Annotated in this window: 17 protein-coding genes; 10 read left to right on the top strand and 7 right to left on the bottom strand. The window is 45.9% G+C overall.

Features of this window, described 5'->3' with window-relative positions; genetic code table 11:
* The first annotated feature begins 145 nt into the window (after nt 1–145).
* A complete protein-coding gene (locus tag K5677_RS09435) occupies nt 146–1,837 on the top strand; it encodes a GGDEF domain-containing phosphodiesterase (RefSeq protein WP_296727233.1) in 1,692 nt (563 codons plus the stop codon).
* A 63-nt stretch (nt 1,838–1,900) separates the two neighbouring features.
* Here the strand turns inward: K5677_RS09435 and K5677_RS09430 are convergent, their stop codons facing one another.
* From K5677_RS09430 to K5677_RS09420, 3 genes are all read right to left on the bottom strand, one after another.
* Nucleotides 1,901–2,617: a prolipoprotein diacylglyceryl transferase family protein gene (locus K5677_RS09430; RefSeq protein ID WP_296727231.1), complete on the bottom strand. Its 717-nt coding sequence runs from the start codon at nt 2,615–2,617 to the stop codon at nt 1,901–1,903.
* Between the two features lie 18 nt (nt 2,618–2,635).
* Entirely contained in the window at nt 2,636–3,208 is a 573-nt protein-coding gene (locus K5677_RS09425; RefSeq protein WP_296727229.1) for a hypothetical protein, read from the bottom strand.
* A 160-nt stretch (nt 3,209–3,368) separates the two neighbouring features.
* Nucleotides 3,369–5,888: a glycoside hydrolase family 9 protein gene (locus K5677_RS09420; RefSeq protein WP_296727227.1), complete on the bottom strand. Its 2,520-nt coding sequence runs from the start codon at nt 5,886–5,888 to the stop codon at nt 3,369–3,371.
* Between the two features lie 802 nt (nt 5,889–6,690).
* Between K5677_RS09420 and feoB the strand changes: the two genes are divergently transcribed.
* From feoB to K5677_RS09395, 5 genes are all read left to right on the top strand, one after another.
* Entirely contained in the window at nt 6,691–9,039 is a 2,349-nt protein-coding gene (gene feoB / locus K5677_RS09415) for a ferrous iron transport protein B (protein WP_296727225.1), read from the top strand.
* Nucleotides 9,039–9,185 carry a hypothetical protein gene (locus K5677_RS09410; protein WP_296727223.1) on the top strand — a complete coding sequence of 49 codons (147 nt, stop codon included), beginning with the start codon at nt 9,039–9,041 and terminating at the stop codon, nt 9,183–9,185. Before feoB ends, K5677_RS09410 begins: the two co-directional genes overlap by 1 nt.
* Entirely contained in the window at nt 9,182–9,742 is a 561-nt protein-coding gene (locus K5677_RS09405) for a hypothetical protein (protein WP_296727221.1), read from the top strand. Before K5677_RS09410 ends, K5677_RS09405 begins: the two co-directional genes overlap by 4 nt.
* A 401-nt stretch (nt 9,743–10,143) precedes the next feature.
* Nucleotides 10,144–11,322: an iron-containing alcohol dehydrogenase gene (locus K5677_RS09400; RefSeq protein WP_296727220.1), complete on the top strand. Its 1,179-nt coding sequence runs from the start codon at nt 10,144–10,146 to the stop codon at nt 11,320–11,322.
* Between the two features lie 10 nt (nt 11,323–11,332).
* Nucleotides 11,333–12,343 (top strand): SDR family oxidoreductase, encoded by a 1,011-nt coding sequence (locus tag K5677_RS09395; RefSeq protein WP_296727219.1) that lies wholly within the window; start codon nt 11,333–11,335, stop codon nt 12,341–12,343.
* Between the two features lie 43 nt (nt 12,344–12,386).
* Here the strand turns inward: K5677_RS09395 and K5677_RS09390 are convergent, their stop codons facing one another.
* Nucleotides 12,387–12,557 (bottom strand): hypothetical protein, encoded by a 171-nt coding sequence (locus K5677_RS09390; protein WP_296727216.1) that lies wholly within the window; start codon nt 12,555–12,557, stop codon nt 12,387–12,389.
* Nucleotides 12,558–12,569: 12 nt separating this feature from the next.
* On the bottom strand, nt 12,570–13,013 hold the full coding sequence (locus K5677_RS09385) for a GNAT family N-acetyltransferase (RefSeq protein ID WP_296727214.1): 444 nt from the start codon (nt 13,011–13,013) through the stop codon (nt 12,570–12,572).
* A 664-nt stretch (nt 13,014–13,677) separates the two neighbouring features.
* Here K5677_RS09385 and K5677_RS09380 point away from each other — a divergent pair.
* From K5677_RS09380 to K5677_RS09365, 4 genes are all read left to right on the top strand, one after another.
* The gene (locus K5677_RS09380) at nt 13,678–14,679 is read left to right on the top strand and encodes an ATP-binding cassette domain-containing protein (protein WP_296727212.1); all 1,002 of its coding nucleotides are present in this window, start codon (nt 13,678–13,680) and stop codon (nt 14,677–14,679) included.
* Entirely contained in the window at nt 14,676–15,485 is an 810-nt protein-coding gene (locus K5677_RS09375; protein ID WP_296727211.1) for an ABC-2 family transporter protein, read from the top strand. The genes K5677_RS09380 and K5677_RS09375 overlap by 4 nt, the downstream gene beginning before the upstream one ends.
* A gap of 6 nt (nt 15,486–15,491) precedes the next feature.
* Nucleotides 15,492–16,295 carry an ABC-2 family transporter protein gene (locus K5677_RS09370; protein ID WP_296727209.1) on the top strand — a complete coding sequence of 268 codons (804 nt, stop codon included), beginning with the start codon at nt 15,492–15,494 and terminating at the stop codon, nt 16,293–16,295.
* A gap of 185 nt (nt 16,296–16,480) precedes the next feature.
* On the top strand, nt 16,481–17,287 hold the full coding sequence (locus tag K5677_RS09365) for a hypothetical protein (RefSeq protein WP_296727208.1): 807 nt from the start codon (nt 16,481–16,483) through the stop codon (nt 17,285–17,287).
* A 38-nt stretch (nt 17,288–17,325) separates the two neighbouring features.
* Here K5677_RS09365 and K5677_RS09360 read toward each other — a convergent pair whose 3' ends face one another.
* Nucleotides 17,326–17,595, bottom strand: coding sequence for an acylphosphatase (locus K5677_RS09360; protein ID WP_296727205.1), 270 nt, complete (start codon nt 17,593–17,595; stop codon nt 17,326–17,328).
* A 12-nt stretch (nt 17,596–17,607) separates the two neighbouring features.
* Nucleotides 17,608–18,594: SGNH/GDSL hydrolase family protein (locus K5677_RS09355; RefSeq protein WP_366849229.1), on the bottom strand; the 987-nt coding region annotated here is incomplete at its 5' end.

The following is an 18,594-nucleotide window of genomic DNA, read 5'->3' as shown; positions in this document are numbered from 1 at the left end:
ACATTTGTTAGATATATTATTCAATATATAAAGATTTTTCAATCTTCATGTGCAAATATTCAAAAACTTCTTGAAATATTTAAAAAAATATGTTATAATGTATTTAATATTAGGGGCATCCATATTTAATAATGGAGAGATGGTTATGACTAATGAGAGAACTTTTGAATTTTATAAATTGTTTGAAGAGCTTATACGCTCTATGACCCGGGGAAGCACCTACGATGAGGAAGAAATACTCGCAAACGTCAAAAAGGTTTCCGTATTTTTCAGGCTCACAAGGGCTACCTCCGAGTTTTACCGCACTGTTCCTGACGAAAAAGCAGGCATAGGCGAGATAAAGATCGGCTACGACAGCGGAAAGCAGGGGGAACTTTTCTTGTCAAAGCGCGTTGTCACAAAGTCAATGGCTGTCGTCATCTGCAGTGCTTACAGGTCTCCAGACGAGGAACCAATGGACGACGACGAAAAGGACAAGCTTACTATCGCCATGAACTCTGTTCTAAGCTTTATAAGCCGTCACAGACTTGAGGGAGTAGTGGAGAAATTCGTTTTCTTCGACGATACAGGCTACCCGAATGTCCGCTCGTTCCTGCGTTACCTTGAAATGCTCAAAGCAAAAAACGCTCTCGGCGGCAGTACTGCGGTGTACTACAATCTGCGCCACCTCACACTTATCAACCGCGATATCGGCAGAAGCGCAGGTGATATCGCTATACATAACTATTTCAATATAATCAAGGATATAATCGGTGAAAGGGGTATACTTTGCAGAGTCGGCGGAGATAATTTCGTCGGAGTTTTCGATGATTCGCTCCTTGATGATGTTCTCGGCATACTAAGAGGAGTTCCCGTCATCTATGAGCCAAACAGCGGCAAGCGCATAATGCTTTCCGCAAGCACAGGCGTTTTCCGTATTCCTAAGGATTTCACCTTTGACGCTCCGGGAGATGTCATGGACAGAGTTCTTTCAGCGTCTCAGACTGCAAAAATGGGAGGAAAGGACAGCGTCGTGTTCTACGACGAGAAAATGGAGATAAACAAAGAAAAGCGTATGGAAATACAGAAGCTGTTCCCAGGCGCTTTGAAAAACAAGGAATTCAAGGTGTTCTATCAGCCAAAAATAGATATTGCAACAGGAAAGCTCATAGGCGCAGAGGCGCTCTGCCGCTGGATAAGAGACGGCAGGATAGTTCCGCCTATGGAGTTCATACCTGTTCTTGAGCAGAATACAGACATCTGCCAGCTCGACTTCTATATGCTGGACAACGTTTGCGCTGATATACGCCGCTGGCTTAACGAGGGCGGAAATGTGTTTCGCGTATCAGTCAACCTTTCACGCAAGCACATGATGGACGTCGATCTCTTGGAGCATATAATAAATATCGTTGACAGACACAGCGTTCCCCATAAATATATCGAGATCGAGCTTACCGAAACCACCACAGACGTCGAGTTCCGCGACCTTAAGCGCGTTGTAAGCGGACTTCAGCGGCAGGGCATCTTTACCTCGGTGGACGACTTCGGCATGGGCTATTCGTCCCTTAATCTGCTCCGTGAGGTACCGTGGAACGTACTTAAAGTCGACAAGAGCTTTCTGCCCGTAGACAGTGACAATAACAACAGCAGCAGAACTGTTATGTTCAAGTACGTTGTGGCTATGGCTAAGGATCTCGGTCTTGAATGTATCGCAGAGGGCGTTGAGACTCAGAATCAGGTAAAGATACTAAAGGATAATCAGTGCTTATATGCTCAGGGATTCCTGTTTGATAAGCCGCTTCCCCTCGCCGATTTTGAAGAACGTCTAAAAAACGGTCATTACGATGTAGAGGCTTAAATATAAAAAAGCGGAGCTCTAAAGCTCCGCTTTTTGTGCTTAAAAGAGGCATAAAGCTTGAATTTATGCCTCTTTTGGATATATCGTCTTTCGTTTTTTTACTATTAAGCATACTATGCAGACTACGATCAGCAACAGGCACAGTATCTGATTCAGGGATACTATCTTCCCGATATGAGACTCTCTTGTAAAGTCAAGAAGCCCCTTTGCTGCCGCAGAAGCTATGAAAACCGCATAAACTGCCGCCTTGCTGCCCTTTGCGAACATTATGATACCTGCCGCAAATATCAGGAAGAATATCACTGATTCGGAAAGCTGCACGGGAAAAACCTCTCCCGTTTCTGTTACCTTGCCTGTATACTCTACAGAGAACGGTCCGCTGTATGGTCTGCCATGACAGCAGCCTGCAAATAAGCAGCCTAACTTCGATACACTGTACATCAGAGGCAGAGCAAAAGTGCAGTTTTCAAACATCACTCCTGACTTCTCTTTGTCACCGATTATAAGCGCAAGAGTCAGCACACTGCCGTACATTCCAAAAAGTCCGCCGACAGATGATAAGCCGAAGGATTTTCCTCCTGACGAGACATAAGTGAGCAAAAGGCCGAAGAAAAGGCTCATAAACGGTGACAAAAGCGCCACAAAGCCTGCTGTTTTCCTGTCTATGCCCCGTTTTACGTTCATAAAATACTGCAATACTATCCCAACAGCACAGGCAGCCACTATCATCACAACATAAGGCGGTATAAGCGAATAGGTCGTATCAATATGTATTCTCATGGCATTTAAGCTCCTTTATCAGCCCGGCATATTACGGCAGCAGGATTCACAATCCTGCACCATCTGATTGCAGACTATGGCAATTATTATCATCGCTGCTATAGTAAGGATCAGGGCTATTGCCGCAAGAACTATATAAACGATGCAAAGCACCTTTCCAAACTGATTCTGCGGATATTTTACCCTGACGATTATCATAAGCACCAGTGCAGCAATGAAGAACAGTCCGCCCACAAGTATAGTCCCAAGAAAGGTCATCGGGAATCCCAGTGCCATGAGTCCCACCGATACATAGCACAGGATATTGGCGGTATTGTCGTTTTGCTGCTGAACATAGGGCATAGGCATATTGAAGCTGCGCATATTCTGGAAAGCAGCATCGTTTATCTCTACATCTCCGTACTGTGCCCAATATACTATGTAGTTGTACTCCTTTATATCGACAGGTCGGTACCAGCGCTCATCATTGCTCCTTCTGAAGCCGCGCTTCATAAGGGTATCATCATCGGTATCAGACGGTGCAAAAAGCACAGGTCCGCCCTTATAGCTTTCAAATGTACAGTTTCTTACCTCAAAAAAATGAACTAACATACTACAGCTCCCCTTCAGATCAATTCTGTGATTTTATTATAATTGATTTTCATCAATATTTCAAGATGACATTTATCACTTTTTCAATGACATTTGTCACAGAAATGAAAAACAGACAGCCCCACGGCTGTCTGTCTTTCAAGAGATTTATTATGACAAATTATGAAAGCTTGTCTGTGATATGAAGCAGATATCTCTGAATCTCAAGAGCGTCTGCTGTAGTCATACCGTTGCCTCTTTCGCTGACATCTGCATTTACAGCTCCCTGCTCGGTAAGATGGTGCTCGTCAGTACCATTGATGTCGAACTTGTTAGGATTTGCAAGAGCCTGCATGATAATAACTACGTCAGACATATCAACTGCACCGTCGCAGTTTGCGTCACCTGCAAGAGTTACCGCTTTATCAGGCTTATTTGTTGCAGTAGTTGTGCTCTCTGTAGTAGTTGTTGTTGTCGAGGTTGTTGTTGTAGTAGTCGCAGAAGTTGTTGTGGTCGTTGTTGTAACCTCGGGCTGTGTGCTCTCTGTCTTGTCTGTGAGAGAAAGCAGATATGTAAGAGGAGAATTCCAGTAGATAGTTATCTCGTTTGTGGAATAGCTCTCGGAATTATCAACATAGCACTTTGCGCTTGGCTGACCCTTACAGTATGCCTTAGCTGCGCTGTCCTCAAGGCTCTGGTTTACACCGCCTACCAGCATACCCTTCATAGCATGACCGGCAGCCATTGAAGGACGGTGGTGAGGATTCTCGGGAGATACCGTACCGTAGCCTGTTACAAAGCTGATACCAAGAGGATTTGTTCCGAGAAGGTAATCAAGCTGAGCATTTGCACCGTTTGCAAGCTCATTATCCCCTGAAAGCTTACTTGCAAGTGAAAGAATTATGCCGCTGTTGGCAATTGTCATATTGCTGCCCCAGTTGTACTTTGATATAGAAACGCCGTATGGTGAAGAATTTGAGGTGCTGAGCATAGACTTTGCCTGTGATGTCACAGCATTAACAGCATTCTTATATATTTCAGAGTCCTTATCAGCATTCTTCATGGTCAGCAGAGCAATATTGCCGTAATCGCCAACTGTTGACCAGTCAAGTCCTGTAAGAGCTCTGCTTACATTTGCAATATATTTCTCGTCACCTGTTGCACGGTACATCTGTACAGCTGCCCAGTAACGCTCATCTCTGTCTGTCAGGTCTCCGTATTCACCTGTAACTATATCCTCGGGATTCTTGAATTTGAAATCAGGATTAGCTTCAAGCCAAGCCCATGACTTCTCGGCAGCGTCCATACACTTCTTAGCAAAGTCCTTGTCGTACTTTTCATAGAACTCTGCTGCAAGAGCCATTGAAGCACAGAAATCAGCTGTAGCTGTTGAGCTTACAGGAGTTACTATAAGCTCGCCTGTCTCCTTTGTAGGATCAACATAGCCCGGGAATGTCTTGCAGGATACCTTGTGGTATGCGCCTCCGTCAGAAGCCTGCATCTTCATCATCCACTCAAGCTCGAAGCGAGCCTCATCAAGGATATCGGGAGTTCCGTTGCCGCTCTCAGGTATACCGATATTGTCGCTGTAGAGCTCGGGAGCTGCATCATATGCGTAGATAAGGTCTGCAACAGCCTTTGCAGCAGGAACTACATATCTGCCATAGTCACCTGCGTCATGCCAGCCGCCGCTTACATCTATCTTATCGCTTGTGCCGTAAACTGTAGCCATAGATGTATGACATGGCTCATGACCGAAGTCCTTGTCCTCTACCTTGACGCCGCAGCGCTGTAAATAGAGCATTCTTACGCTGTCATCAATGAGATTCGAGTAGACCTTGTCGCCGATCTCGAAGGTGTATGAATCGTCAAGTCCCTCGCAGGCAATGTAGTACTTTCCTGCTTCCTTAACAGAGCTGAAATCACCTGTCCAGTTGGTCTCGCCTGCGCTGGAGTTCTCCTTCATATTTTCCAGCTTTCCTGTATAGACAGCTTCCTTTGTAACAGCATTTACTACCTTGAACTCTTTCTGGTCAGTAACATCGCGGAATACAGCGATCTTTCTGCTGTCAGGTCTGTAGCCCACCTGATTGATATTTATTGACGGAGCATACGGACGGCTCGAAGCGTAGTCCACCTGACTGTCATCGACCAGCTCTAATGATACATTATCGATAAAGATAGTGTGCTCAGGAAGCTCGCCCTCATACTTCTCCTGTATACCGCAGTTGAAAACCAGCTTTGCCATTATATCGGTATCGTCCTTCATAGTGAACTGATAATCAACAGTCTGAGGAGTTGAGGTGAGCTGAAGTCCCTTCCATGTGTATGATCTGTAGTCGCCGCCGTTCATCTGTATCATGCCCTCAACAAAGCGGTCAACAGAGCTTGATATATCGTATTTAAGACGGTAAACACCGTTCTTGTACAGCGGAACGATGTCATAGAACACCTGTACAGCGTAGTTTACCTTGCCCACATTGGATACTGTAAGGGCAAGCTGTCCGTCCTTTGTGCTGAGAGAGCACTTTCCGCCGCTCTCCTTGTAGGTTCCCCAATCTGTGGTACCTGACTCAAATGTGGAATTGCTGATGAGATTTCCCGCAGCCATTGTTGGTGCGCTGACAGCAGGTGCGGAGGCTGCCATTACGGTGCAGGCTGCAAGTACAGCCGCACAGCGCTTGATAGAACTTTTCTTCATGATATGATTCCCTCTCATTTTGTGTTGTCGCCGAATAACATAATGTGCTCGGTATAACTATCCATACAGTGCAGATGCGGTATTCAGATACCGCTGTCGGAACATCACCCGATGCTAAACTATGCATATCCGGCTTAGCGTTTGGTTTTTTTACAACTATATTTTATCAGAACGCATCAAAGTATGCAATAACATTTCGTGCTTGTTGTATGATATTTTGTGCAAATATGGGCAGAACCCCCTCCGGCTCATCATCTCATATCGTGCAAAAAGCCGAAAGCAGTCTTTTCTGCTTTCGGCTTATGATTTTTATCTGTATTTAAGCTCGGGATTTGAAGCGTAATAACGCTTTTTATCCTTGTACATCTCCTCATCGGCAAGCCTCATGGACCTCAGTATATCCTCGCCTGTACTGCCAAAGCTCACGCCTATGGCGAAATGCAGACCATCGACTTCTGCCGACTGCCTGCAACTATGCGGTCAATACGGTTCTTCATGGTATTGCGGTTCTTTATGCCGGTAAGCATATCTATGGAGCTTAGGACCTCCAGCTTATTGACAAGCTGAAAGTTGGATATCTCAGCCTATGCAGTACAGACATACTCCGTGAGTTTCTGTACAGTTTTCATCACTCATGCTGTCATGTTATAGTTTTTGACAGTCTCAAAAGCTCTGTCCGAATGGAGCATTTTTTGTTCAAAATGCAGAACTTGGCTTTTTCGCGGCATTCTTATTGACAGTACGTTTAAGGATATGATAGAATTGATTTGGATAAACTAACATCACGAATAAAGGTGAGATAATGTCAACATTAAGAGATGCCAAGATAGGTCAGACAGTCAAGGTCGTAAAGCTGGGCGGCGACGGCGCTCTCCGTCAGCACTTTCTTGATATGGGTATAATCCCCGAAACAGAGATAACACTTGTGAAGTATGCTCCTATGGGCGATCCCGTCGAGCTGAGGCTTCACGGCTATGAGCTTACGCTTCGTCTTGCTGACGCCGAGCAGATAGAGGTGGTCCCCGCCGATAACAAAAGCGGTGTCAGTGCTAAAAAAACCGAAAAGAAGAAAATAGCCCACCCCGGTCTCGGTGAGGGCGGAAAATTCCACACAAAAGGCGACGGTGATCCCCTGCCTGATGGCACAAAGCTGAAATTTGCTCTTGTGGGCAATCAGAACTGCGGAAAGACTACGCTTTTCAACAGACTCACAGGCTCAAAACAGCACGTCGGAAACTTTCCTGGCGTTACTGTAGACAGAAAGGACGGCGCTATCAAGGAGCACCCCGACACCATTATAACAGACCTCCCGGGTATCTACTCCATGTCGCCGTACACCAGCGAGGAGATAGTATCAAGGAATTTCGTCCTCGAAGAAAAGCCCCATGCCATAATCAATATCGTTGATGTCACAAATATCGAGCGTAATCTCTACCTGACCATGCAGCTGATAGAGATGAATGTCCCGATGGTCGTGGCTCTGAATATGATGGACGAGCTGTCGTCAAACGGCGGCGGTATCGACGTAAACCGTGTTGAGCACCTCCTCGGAGTACCTGTCGTTCCCATTTCGGCAGCTAAAAATGAGGGCATCGAGGAGCTTGTGGAACACGCTATCCATGTGGCAAAGTATCAGGAACGCCCCATAGAGACTGATTTCTGCGGAAAAAGCAGAAACGGCGGCGCAGTTCACCGCTGTATCCACGGAATATGCCACCTCATCGAGGATCATGCCGAAACAGCAGGACTGCCCCTGCGCTTTGCCGCCTGCAAGGTCATAGAAAACGACAGCCTTATCATTTCTCAGCTTGCTCTGGACAAAAACGAGGAGGAAATGATAGACCACATCGTTATGCAGCTCGAAAAGGAACGCGGACTTGACAGAAGCGCGGCTATCGCAGATATGAGGTTCTCATTCATACAAAAGCTTGTGGAGGAAGCGGTCACTAAGCCTACCGAGAGCAAGGAGCATATCCGAAGCCGCAGGATAGACAGTGTCCTCACAGGAAAATATACAGCGATACCTGCCTTTGTAGGCATCATGGCTCTGGTTTTCTGGCTGACCTTCAACGTCATCGGAGCATGGCTGCAAGGTCTCATGGAAACAGGCATAGACAAGCTTACTGAGGTAACGGACAAGGCTCTCATAAATGCCAATGTCAACGATACCATACACAGCCTTATCATCAACGGCATATTCGCAGGCGTGGGAAGTGTTCTCAGCTTCCTGCCCATAATCGTCACGCTTTTCTTCTTCCTGTCAATGCTTGAGGACAGCGGCTACATAGCAAGAGTCGCATTCTTCATGGATAAGCTGCTGCGTAAGATAGGCCTTTCGGGACGAAGCATAGTACCTATGCTGATAGGCTTCGGCTGCTCTGTGCCTGCGGTAATGGCTACAAGAACTCTCCCCAGTGAGAGAGACCGAAAGATGACTATACTCCTGACGCCGTTCATGAGCTGTACAGCAAAGCTGCCTATCTATGCATTTTTCGTAAACGCATTCTTCCCGAAGCGCGGCGGTCTTATTATGGTAGGACTTTACCTTCTCGGTATCATTATCGGAATACTCGCCGCTTATTTCTACAAGACCTTCCTGTTCAGAGGTGAGGCTGTGCCTTTCGTTATGGAGCTGCCCAACTACCGCCTGCCCGGTGCAAGAAACGTAGCTCAGCTGCTGTGGGAAAAGGCTAAGGATTTCCTCCAGAGAGCATTTACGGTAATACTTATCGCAACTATATGCGTCTGGTTCTTACAGAATTTTGACCTTAAGCTGAATATCGTCAGCGACGCCGAGGACAGCATACTCGCCCAAATTGCAGGGCTTTTCGCCCCTGTTATGAAGCCTGTAGGTCTGGGCGACTGGCGCATCATTGTTTCGCTGGTAAGCGGTTTCATGGCTAAGGAAAGCGTTGTATCCACCCTTGAGATACTCTACAGCAGCGGTGTTTCGGCTTCCATGTCATCACTTTCCGCAGCTTCCCTGCTGGTATTCTCTCTGCTGTATACTCCCTGTGTTGCAGCCATTGCTGCCGTCAAGAGAGAGCTCGGCAAGAAATGGGCAGTAACAGTAGTCGTATGGCAGTGCGTTATCGCATGGACTGCCGCACTTATAGTCAGACTTATCTGCATTGCGTTAGGAGTGGGATGATGAATACTATAGATATTATCCTTATTGCAGCTATCGCAGCCGCATTTACAGCCGCTGTGGCAGTATGCATACGAAACAGGAAACAGGGCAGGGGCTGCGGAGGCTGCTGCTCAGACTGCTCTGCCTGCTGTAAAAACAATAAATGAAAACAGGCATATTACTTACGGGAGCGCTTCTTGCAGCTTTAGTGTACAGCTGCTCTGACAACAACAGCTCAAAGGTCATATCTTCTGAAGCTGCCGCGGCGGTAACGGCTGCCGAAACGGCTATAGCTCCCACAACAGAAGCAGTCTCAGAACCCACAACAGTGTCGGCATCACTGCTAAGGTCTGCCGAGGATATAAAACTCCGTGATATTGACGGAAACGGTCAGAATTACGAATTCCACTACGGCGGCAGAAGCTTCTCTGCTCTTTATGAGCCCGATAACTGGCATATAAATGATTCGTACCTTATCACAGATGAAGCCGACCTTGTTATCATATGTCAGGCGCTTATTTCTGTGAACCCGGTTCACAGCGCGGATATGACAGGCTGGCGGACTGCCGAGGATATGGCTCACGAATGGCGCAAGCACAATCAGGCGTATTTCCTGCTGCCCGAAAGCTCTGAATGGAAGGAAAGCTCAAAGGACGTTGACCTTGATTCAAAGGACGAAGGCAAAAGTGCATATGACCTGTTCATGGACAGGATAAGAGAATGAAAAAGGACTGCAATGCGGTCCTTTAAATTTATCACTAAACCAACTCGGGCGAACAGTGTTCGCCCGAAATTTTTGTAAAATCACGTTCTGTTATCCATCAGCATGAACGAATATTGGTTTCTCATTTCACTTTGATGACACACAAGCTCAAAAAAACATATAAAATATTATACCATACAGCTCTGAGAATTGCAATATTTTCGGTAAAACTTCGCAATATTTTACATGAAAGCAAAAAAACAATGTACTTTTTGCCTTGCTATTTTAAATCTGCTATGATATAATGTTTATATCATACTATGTTTCATGACATAATAACACAGCTGCTTGCCTGTACCCATACAGCAATGGACAAAGGTTGGCATTGCGAAAAATACTATTATACTTCATGGAGGTAAACAATGGACAACTTTAACTTTTACAGTCCTACTGAGTTCGTTTTCGGAAAGGACAGAGAATCAGAATGCGGAAAATACGTAAAAAAATACGGTGGAAGCAAGGTGCTTATCCACTACGGCGGCGGCTCTGCCGAAAGGTCCGGTCTTCTTGGCAGAGTAAGAGAATCTCTTAACAAAAGCGGAGTAAGCTTCGTTGAGCTGGGCGGCGTTCAGCCGAACCCTCGTGATACTCTGGTATACAAGGGCATTGAGCTCTGCCGCAGCGAGGGTGTTGACTTTATCCTTGCAGTCGGCGGCGGCTCGGCTATCGACTCGGCAAAAGCTATCGCAGCAGGCGTACCCTATGACGGCGATTTCTGGGACTTCTACAGCGGCAAGAACATCGAAAAGGCTCTGCCTATCGGCGTTGTCCTCACTATCGCAGCCGCAGGCAGTGAGGGTTCAGGCGACTCAGTTATCACAAAAGAGGACGGTATGCTGAAAAGAGGCGCAGGCTCTGACGCCCTGAGGTCAAGATTCTCTATCCTCAATCCTGCTCTCACACAGACACTGCCTGCTTATCAGACAGCCTGCGGAGCTACGGATATTATGGCTCACGTTTTTGAAAGATACTTCACTAATACAGCAGAAGTCGAGATAACTGACCGTCTCTGTGAAGCCGTACTCATAACAATGGTCAAGGAAACTCCCCGGGTTATAGCTGATCCAAACAACTACGAGGCAAGAGCAAATATCATGTGGGCAGGAATGGTGGCTCACAACGGCATCGTCGGCGTGGGACGCTCTCAGGACTGGAACAGCCACGGCATCGAGCACGAGCTGTCAGCACTCTATGACTGCGCTCACGGTGCAGGACTTGCCGTTATAATGCCCTCATGGATGGAGTTTGTCTACAAGCATAATGTTATGCGCTTCTGCCAGATGGCAACAAGAGTTTTCGGCTGTCAGATGAATTTCGAGAACCCCGAGGCAACTGCTTTAGAGGGTATCCGCCGTTTCAGAAGCTTCCTCCACAGCATCGGTATGCCTATAAACTTCGCAGAGCTGGGAGCTAAGGAGGAGGATATACCTGCTCTCGTTGACAAGTTCGGCGTAGGCGACGGCAGAACAGGCGGCTTTGTGGCACTTTCTGCTGCTGATGTCACTGAGATATACAAGATAGCTGCAAATGCAAGCCTCTGAGGTGAACACTATGAAGATACTATTCATCGGCGGAACAGGCACTATCAGTATGGCTATAACAAGACTTCTTGCACAGCAGGGACATGAGCTCTATCTGCTCAACCGCGGAAACCGTAACACTGACCTTCCTGATAATGTCAGGACTATCATTGCTGATATATCCAACGAGGAGGAAACTGCAAAAAAGCTGGAGGGTATGTCCTTTGACTGTGTCGGCGAGTTCATCGGCTTCGTGCCGTCACAGCTTGAGCGCGACTACCGCCTTTTCAAGGACAAGACAAAGCAGTTCATATATATAAGCTCTGCTTCTGCATATCAGAAGCCTCCAACAGGCTATGTAATAACCGAGGAAACTCCTCTTGAAAACCCATACTGGGAATATTCACGAAACAAGAAGGCCTGCGAGGAATATCTCATGGAGCGCTATAATAAGGACGGATTCCCTGTGACCATAGTTCGTCCAAGTCATACCTACGACGAGAGAAGCGTACCGCTGGGAGTTCACGGAAACGGTGGAAGCTGGCAGGTCGTAAAGCGTATAAAGGAGGGCAAGCCCGTCATTATCCACGGCGACGGAAGCTCTCTGTGGACTATCACTCACAACAGCGACTTCGCAAAGGCTTATGTGGGACTTATCGGCAATCCAAAGGCTATCGGCGAGGCTTTCCATATAACCTCTGACGAAAGTGTAAGCTGGAACGAGATATATAAGGCTATTGCTGACGCTCTCGGCGTTGAGCTGAAGCCGTACTATGTTTCGTCACAGACTCTTGTGGATATGAGCGATTATGACTTCCTCGGAAGCCTTATCGGAGACAAGTCCAACTCTGTAGTTTTTGACAACTCAAAGGTAAAGGCACTTGTGCCTGATTTCAGGGCTGAGGTCTCCGCTAAGGAGGGCATACGCCGCACAGTTGAGCATATTCTTGCCCACCCCGAATACCAGAACGACGACGAGGAATTCGACCAGTGGTGCGACAAGGTCATAGCCGCTGTGGAAAAAATGAAAAAAGATCTCTGAAATATTCAAGGCTGCATCACCTACGAGGTCATGCAGCCTTTTATTATTGCTCCCAATCCTCATTCTTATGCTTGGGCTTGCGCTTATATATCTTTTTGCTGTCGGGAACTACCTTAGTAACAGGGCTTACGCCGTTCCAGTCCCGACGTTTTTCGTCGTTTATTTTCTTTTTCTCCTTCTTGCTCATTTTATCATAAGATACGAATTTATCCATTATTATCTCCTTTCATACCGCTATCACGAGCAGTTCTTCGCTGCCGCCGTATACAGACTCAAATTCTCCCATCGGAATAAAGCCGTACTTCTCGTACAATCCCTTTTCGCCGCTCATGACATATACCTTGCCGTAACCAATACTTTTCGCATATTCAAGGACTTTTTCTATCATTTTTTCGGATATTCTCCTGCCTCTGTGAGCCTCATCGACAAAAACGAATCCTATCAGCGGAGTATATGGATATTTCGGGTGAAGCTCGTCCTTTTCGGTAAGGGTGCAGAAGCCCACAGGCTCATCGTCTTCAAAGGCTGTGAAAACGCGCTCCCAGTCCTTGAACTCATTTTTGCCCATTAACCCTGCAAGCGTCTTCCCTGCTCCCCATGAGCAGTTTTCGGCGAATACCGCAGCCTTATCCCAGTTTTCATGTGTACTTGTAAGTTGTTCTATTTTCATTTTTCCTCCTGTCGTGACACCGTCGCCTGCATGAAAAAAGCGCCCCCGCAAAACGCAGGAGCGCAGAACGTATACCGATAAATAGTCTGTTATACGGCTGTGCAGGCAAACTCCTTGCTTTGTATTGTTATGTTGTGACCTGATGTAAATACTGTATTTTTCATTGAGTTCACCTTCCTTTCAGTTGATATGAGCATATTATACATGGTATTTTTTCATTTGTCAAGCAATTTTTATGTGACTTAAAAAAAATCGCCCTGACTGTTTATAAAAAATGTCCACTCAATAACCGACTAACGGCGATTATTGCCCTGAACAATGTTCAGGGGGCGCAAATTACATTTTCTCTGAAAAGCCGTCATAATTCTCCACATTATGTGCATAATCAGAAGCATATCAACGAAGTGAAAAAACTCCCTTGACAAATAAAAAATTGTAAGGTATAATGTTTTCATATTAACTGAAAGGAAGGTGAACTTCATGAGAACAACTTATACACGACCATATCAGAGACCATATTACAACAAAATATCACAAAGCAAGGAGTTTGCCTGCACAGCCGTATAACAGCTTTTTTCAGCATTATATAACGGTGTACATTCTGCACTCCTGCATTCTGTAGGAGTGCTTTTTTATTGCAGGCGAAAAGAAAAGAGAGGTAAATATGTCAGCTATAATCGAAATCAAAAACGTAAGCAAGGAGTTCAAGGTGCTCAACAGGCACGAAGGTCTCAAGGGCAGTCTCAGAGACCTTTTTTCAAGGGACTACAAGACAGTACGGGCAGTGGACAACATCTCAATGACCATTGAGCAGGGTGAGATAGTAGGCTACCTCGGACCAAACGGTGCAGGTAAGTCCACTACTATCAAGATGATGACAGGCGTTCTCGAACCAACATCGGGCGAGATACTTGTGGGCGGTAATGTCCCTTATAATAACCGCTCAAAAAACGCACAGGAAATAGGCGTGGTATTCGGTCAGCGCTCGCAGCTGTGGTGGGCACTGCCGCTGGTGGAGTCATTCAAGCTTCTCAAGGACATATATCAGATACCTGATGAAAAATACGAGGGCATACTAAAGCTCTACCGCTCACTGGTGGATATAGAGCCGCTGCTGCATAAGCCTGTACGTCAGATGTCTTTGGGACAGCGTACTCTAAGCGATATACTTGCGGCATTTCTACACGATCCTAAGATAGTATTCCTTGATGAGCCGACTATCGGTCTCGATGTTTCAATGAAAGCTAAGATACGTACTCTTATCCATGCTCTTAACAAGGAAAAGAACACGACCGTTATCCTGACAACCCACGATATGGGCGATGTTGATGCACTTTGCAGAAGGATCGTCATAATTGACAAGGGAAAAATGCTCTACGACAACGATATTGAGCACCTCAAAGGCTTCTTTGGATCATACCGTACATTAAAGCTCCGCATAGACGGCGACCTGAAGGAACAGGCAAAGCATATACAGAAGGAGCTCCCCGAGTTTTCGGTGTCTGCCGACGATGAATGGATATCAGTTCTCGTTGACGAGGAAAAGGCAAAGGTAATAGACGTTCTCGGAAAGCTTCAGCACTCATTTAACATAAGAGATATGCAGCTTGAAGAGATCTCCACCGAGGAGGTCATCAAAAAGATATACGAGGAGGGAGTACAATGAAGCTGAAAAAGTACCTTTCTCTCACCCGTGCAGGCATTATCGAGGCATTGCAGTTCCGACTTTCATTCGTGGTAATGGTGATAGGAAATCTGCTTTACCTTATAGTAGTATACTTCCTGTGGAAGGCTATCTACGAATCCGCAGGCACAGACGTTGTAAACGGCATGACTTTTACGGATACGCTCATATATCTGGTACTGGCGACTGCACTCTTCAACTTTATGGAGATGTACACCGTCTGGGAAATAGGACGAAATATCCAGTCGGGGAAAATCATACTCGACCTGCTGAAGCCTATGGAATACAGAAAGTATCTGTTCTGGTCATATTCAGGCTCGTTCGTGACTCAGTTCTTCCTCACGTTCCTGCCCACATTCATAGCCGTGGCGATAGTTACTCACGGAGCTATACCTCTTGGGATAAATCTGCTGTTCTTTGCAGTCTCGGTGGTCATGGCAGTTTCCATCAATTACAGCATAGACTTCATCGTAGGTACGATATGTCTCTACACCGAGTCAATATGGGGCATAAATATAATGAAGCAGGTCATCGTTCTTCTGCTTTCGGGTGCAACGATACCTCTTGCTTTTTTCCCAGATAAGCTTCGTGACGCAGTTGAGCTTCTCCCCTTCTCCGCTATCTATGATGTGCCGCTGAAATTCCTTCTTTGGGACGGTATCAGCATGGAGCCTCACGAACCGTGGTGTATGCTCGGATTTCAGCTTTTCTGGTGCGTCGTAATGCTGGTGATAAGCAAGCTGTTCTGGAAGCTATCCCTGCGACAGATAACTGTGAACGGAGGCTGATGATCTATGAAAAGAAAAGGTTTACGCTTTTACGCTAAGATATACTGCAAAATACTGGCACAGGATCTGAAAAGCAAAATGAGCTATCGTGCTGACTTCATCATCTCTACTATCGGAATGATATGCACAAATATCGCAGGCTTTATAAGCTTCTGGATATTATTCAGGAATTTCCCGTCAATAAAGGGCTGGGGCTATTATGAGATGCTGTTCCTTTACGGCTTTTCACTGATCTCGCTTACCCCGGTGCAGTGCTTCTTTGACAACAACTGGAGCCTGAGACAGAACGTATACACCGGTGATTTCATCAAATACTGTTTCAGACCTATCAATATGTTCTTCTACTATCAGTCAGAGGTTTTCGATATAAAAGGTCTTGGTCAGCTCGCCTTCGGACTGGTCACACTTATATTCTCATGGATAAAGTTAGGGCTGGGCTTTACACCTCTTATGCTGCTGAAAATGATAGTATTCCTCATAACAGCTTCACTTATAATGATAGCCCTGCAAAACGCTGCGGCAGCAACCTGCTTCTGGATACAAAACTCATTCTATGTCCTTGATCTGGCATACCGATTCAGAGACTACGCTAAATACCCTATCACTATATTCAGCTCTGTATTCAGATTCATCTTTACATTCCTTATGCCGATAGCCTTTATCGCCTACTATCCGAGCCTTGTGATACTTCGTCCCGATGAAGTGCCCATATTATCGTGGCTCTCGCCTTTTATAGGCATCGCATTCTTCCTGCTCAGCTATAAGATATGGATGCACGGCGCTAAAAATTACAGCGGTACAGGTTCATAATCTGCGAGGGCGTGACATCGTTCACGCCCTATATTATTGACATTTAACTGTGACAATGCTATAATATATCTTGCTCAATAAGTGCCTGTCAGGGCAAAACAAAACGCAGAAAAAATTATCGGGATAATTTTTATTGAGAGGACATTGGATTATCATATCATTCAGACATAAAGGAGATATTCATCATGAAGGAACAAAATATCAATAAGAAAAAGAAATGGCCAAAAGTACTTCTGGTCATCGTTCTGCTGATAGCAGCTCTTGCAGGCTTTATACTCTACAATGCTTCACAGAACATGAAGGTCGTGAACTCGACCTGCAGCTCAGCTAAAAAAACACTTTCAAACTGCGCAGGAGTCACTCCTGTTGACCCGGGAGAATACAAGCAGATAAAGATGTACGGTTTAATGAAGTTTGATGTTTCACAGTATGACATCACAGATGTCGGAAATCTTTCCGTAATGAAGGTAAATATGGGCTTTATGCAGATGGTATCATACGTTATCACTCCATTTGACAAGAATATGCCTCTTATGTCAATGGATTTCATGTATATCTTTGGGAAGCGCAAGTCCTACATTGAATTCTACGACCTTGTCCCCGATAAGAACTCTGCTGATTATGCAGACGTTATAAGTACTTTTAAGGAATTTGAAAACAAATACAGCAGCTTTGAGGACATAACCACCGATCCTGCATGGTATGATGACCTGATGACAGTAGCTCTCCATAAGGCAGGCAAACGTGCCGATGACGAAAAAATAGAGGCTATGTTCTGCGATGCTGTAAGCTGTTACATTGAAAAGGCAAAGGAGCTTGAAGTCCTCTCAGACGAGGAAAAGGCAGTAAAGCTTGAGCTCACTCAGAAATATTCCGACGACCTTATTTCAAAGGGCGGAGTTTCCACAGATGTGTTCAAAAAACAGCTCGGCGAGGATAAGACAAAGGATTTCTTCGACAAGGTATTCTTCGGAACCGAAAGACACAGATAAAAAAAGGCGCGATCATCAGTTATCGCGCCCTTTTTGTTTCATCTTACCTCAAAGCTGTAATCTCCGTGAACGGGAATTCTTTCCGATTCTATGCGCTCAACGCTGCCCCACGAGTGGTTCTCCATAGCTTCAACAAGGTCTGATATATCCCTCTCTGTGCCCTCTGCCTCCATTTCCACAGAGCCGTCGTCAAGATTGCGCACCCAGCCGCTGAGTCCTAAGCGTCTTGCAGTATTTTTTGCCTTCCAGCGAAAGCCTACTCCCTGCACATAACCGTAAAAAATAATATGCCTTCGAACTCTGTCCATATGCTTCTCCCATTACTCCTTTTTCTTTTTCACCAGCAGAGCCGCTCCCACAACTGTCATAAAAGCGATGCCTGCAATGATACCGCCAATGGCTATCCTGCCCTCTGCCGAGAGCTGTCTGTCGCCGTAGACTGTGGTAGTATATGTAAAGCCCGTTGCTCGGAAAGCTGCGTCCACGTCCTCGGCAATGACCTCATGTCCCTGAGCATTGGGGTGTATATCAAAATCTGCAATATTTGTGAGACTGTCAGCCTTTCCCTCAAAATCCGCGGCAACGTCTATGACCTTATAGCCGCAGGCAGAGTTTTCGGTGATCATCTCGTTTAGCCTGCCAATCTTATCATTTGAAAAATCCGTCACACGCTTTACCTGTCTGTAGTACTCAAGAGGATCGTATAGCGTCTGTATGTATATGATACCATCGGTCCTTCGTGAAAGCTCATCGTAAATTATCTTTATATTCTTGTCAAACTGCTCAAGAGCCTTGTCTATATCGTTATTCATTCCCATAAGCAGCGATGCCGCACCGAAAAGGTCAAAGTTCTGTGTATCAAACGAACCGTTCTCACTGATACCAATATTTTTCAAGACCTCCAGCAGTATGCCAAGAAGGTCATTTCCGCCGATAGACACAACTACTGCGTCGCAGTCTGCAAGGTCACTGTCAAGCTGACCGCTCTGAATCTGCTCTATAAGGTCGGCGGAAGCAGCTCCCGAAACAGCCTTATTTATCATGGTATGGCTGCATTTGCCGCGCAGCTCCTCGCTGTACTTATCCTTGAGTATATTTGAGTAGGAGCGGCAGCTGTAATTATCATCGGCAGTGTACCCCTCAAGCCCATAGCCAGCCGCTATGGAATCGCCGAGAAACAGCATTTTCGGAGGCACTTCCGTGATATTTTCGATCTCTTCAGCTGATTTTTCCGTCATTGAACACGAAGCAAGACTGACTGACAGTATGGCGGCAGATACAGCCGCAGCAATTTTTCTGAACATAGG

Source organism: Ruminococcus sp. (genome assembly GCF_024684275.1).
This window is presented reverse-complemented; position numbering and strand designations above follow the sequence as displayed.

What these genes read in the sequence shown, in the direction of transcription:
- K5677_RS09435 (WP_296727233.1), top strand. Translation starts at nt 146, where the DNA reads ATGACTAATGAGAGAACTTTTGAATTTTATAAATTGTTTGAAGAGCTT.
- K5677_RS09430 (WP_296727231.1), bottom strand. Translation starts at nt 2,617, where the DNA reads ATGAGAATACATATTGATACGACCTATTCGCTTATACCGCCTTATGTT.
- K5677_RS09425 (WP_296727229.1), bottom strand. Translation starts at nt 3,208, where the DNA reads ATGTTAGTTCATTTTTTTGAGGTAAGAAACTGTACATTTGAAAGCTAT.
- K5677_RS09420 (WP_296727227.1), bottom strand. Translation starts at nt 5,888, where the DNA reads ATGAAGAAAAGTTCTATCAAGCGCTGTGCGGCTGTACTTGCAGCCTGC.
- feoB (WP_296727225.1), top strand. Translation starts at nt 6,691, where the DNA reads ATGTCAACATTAAGAGATGCCAAGATAGGTCAGACAGTCAAGGTCGTA.
- K5677_RS09410 (WP_296727223.1), top strand. Translation starts at nt 9,039, where the DNA reads ATGAATACTATAGATATTATCCTTATTGCAGCTATCGCAGCCGCATTT.
- K5677_RS09405 (WP_296727221.1), top strand. Translation starts at nt 9,182, where the DNA reads ATGAAAACAGGCATATTACTTACGGGAGCGCTTCTTGCAGCTTTAGTG.
- K5677_RS09400 (WP_296727220.1), top strand. Translation starts at nt 10,144, where the DNA reads ATGGACAACTTTAACTTTTACAGTCCTACTGAGTTCGTTTTCGGAAAG.
- K5677_RS09395 (WP_296727219.1), top strand. Translation starts at nt 11,333, where the DNA reads ATGAAGATACTATTCATCGGCGGAACAGGCACTATCAGTATGGCTATA.
- K5677_RS09390 (WP_296727216.1), bottom strand. Translation starts at nt 12,557, where the DNA reads ATGGATAAATTCGTATCTTATGATAAAATGAGCAAGAAGGAGAAAAAG.
- K5677_RS09385 (WP_296727214.1), bottom strand. Translation starts at nt 13,013, where the DNA reads ATGAAAATAGAACAACTTACAAGTACACATGAAAACTGGGATAAGGCT.
- K5677_RS09380 (WP_296727212.1), top strand. Translation starts at nt 13,678, where the DNA reads ATGTCAGCTATAATCGAAATCAAAAACGTAAGCAAGGAGTTCAAGGTG.
- K5677_RS09375 (WP_296727211.1), top strand. Translation starts at nt 14,676, where the DNA reads ATGAAGCTGAAAAAGTACCTTTCTCTCACCCGTGCAGGCATTATCGAG.
- K5677_RS09370 (WP_296727209.1), top strand. Translation starts at nt 15,492, where the DNA reads ATGAAAAGAAAAGGTTTACGCTTTTACGCTAAGATATACTGCAAAATA.
- K5677_RS09365 (WP_296727208.1), top strand. Translation starts at nt 16,481, where the DNA reads ATGAAGGAACAAAATATCAATAAGAAAAAGAAATGGCCAAAAGTACTT.
- K5677_RS09360 (WP_296727205.1), bottom strand. Translation starts at nt 17,595, where the DNA reads ATGGACAGAGTTCGAAGGCATATTATTTTTTACGGTTATGTGCAGGGA.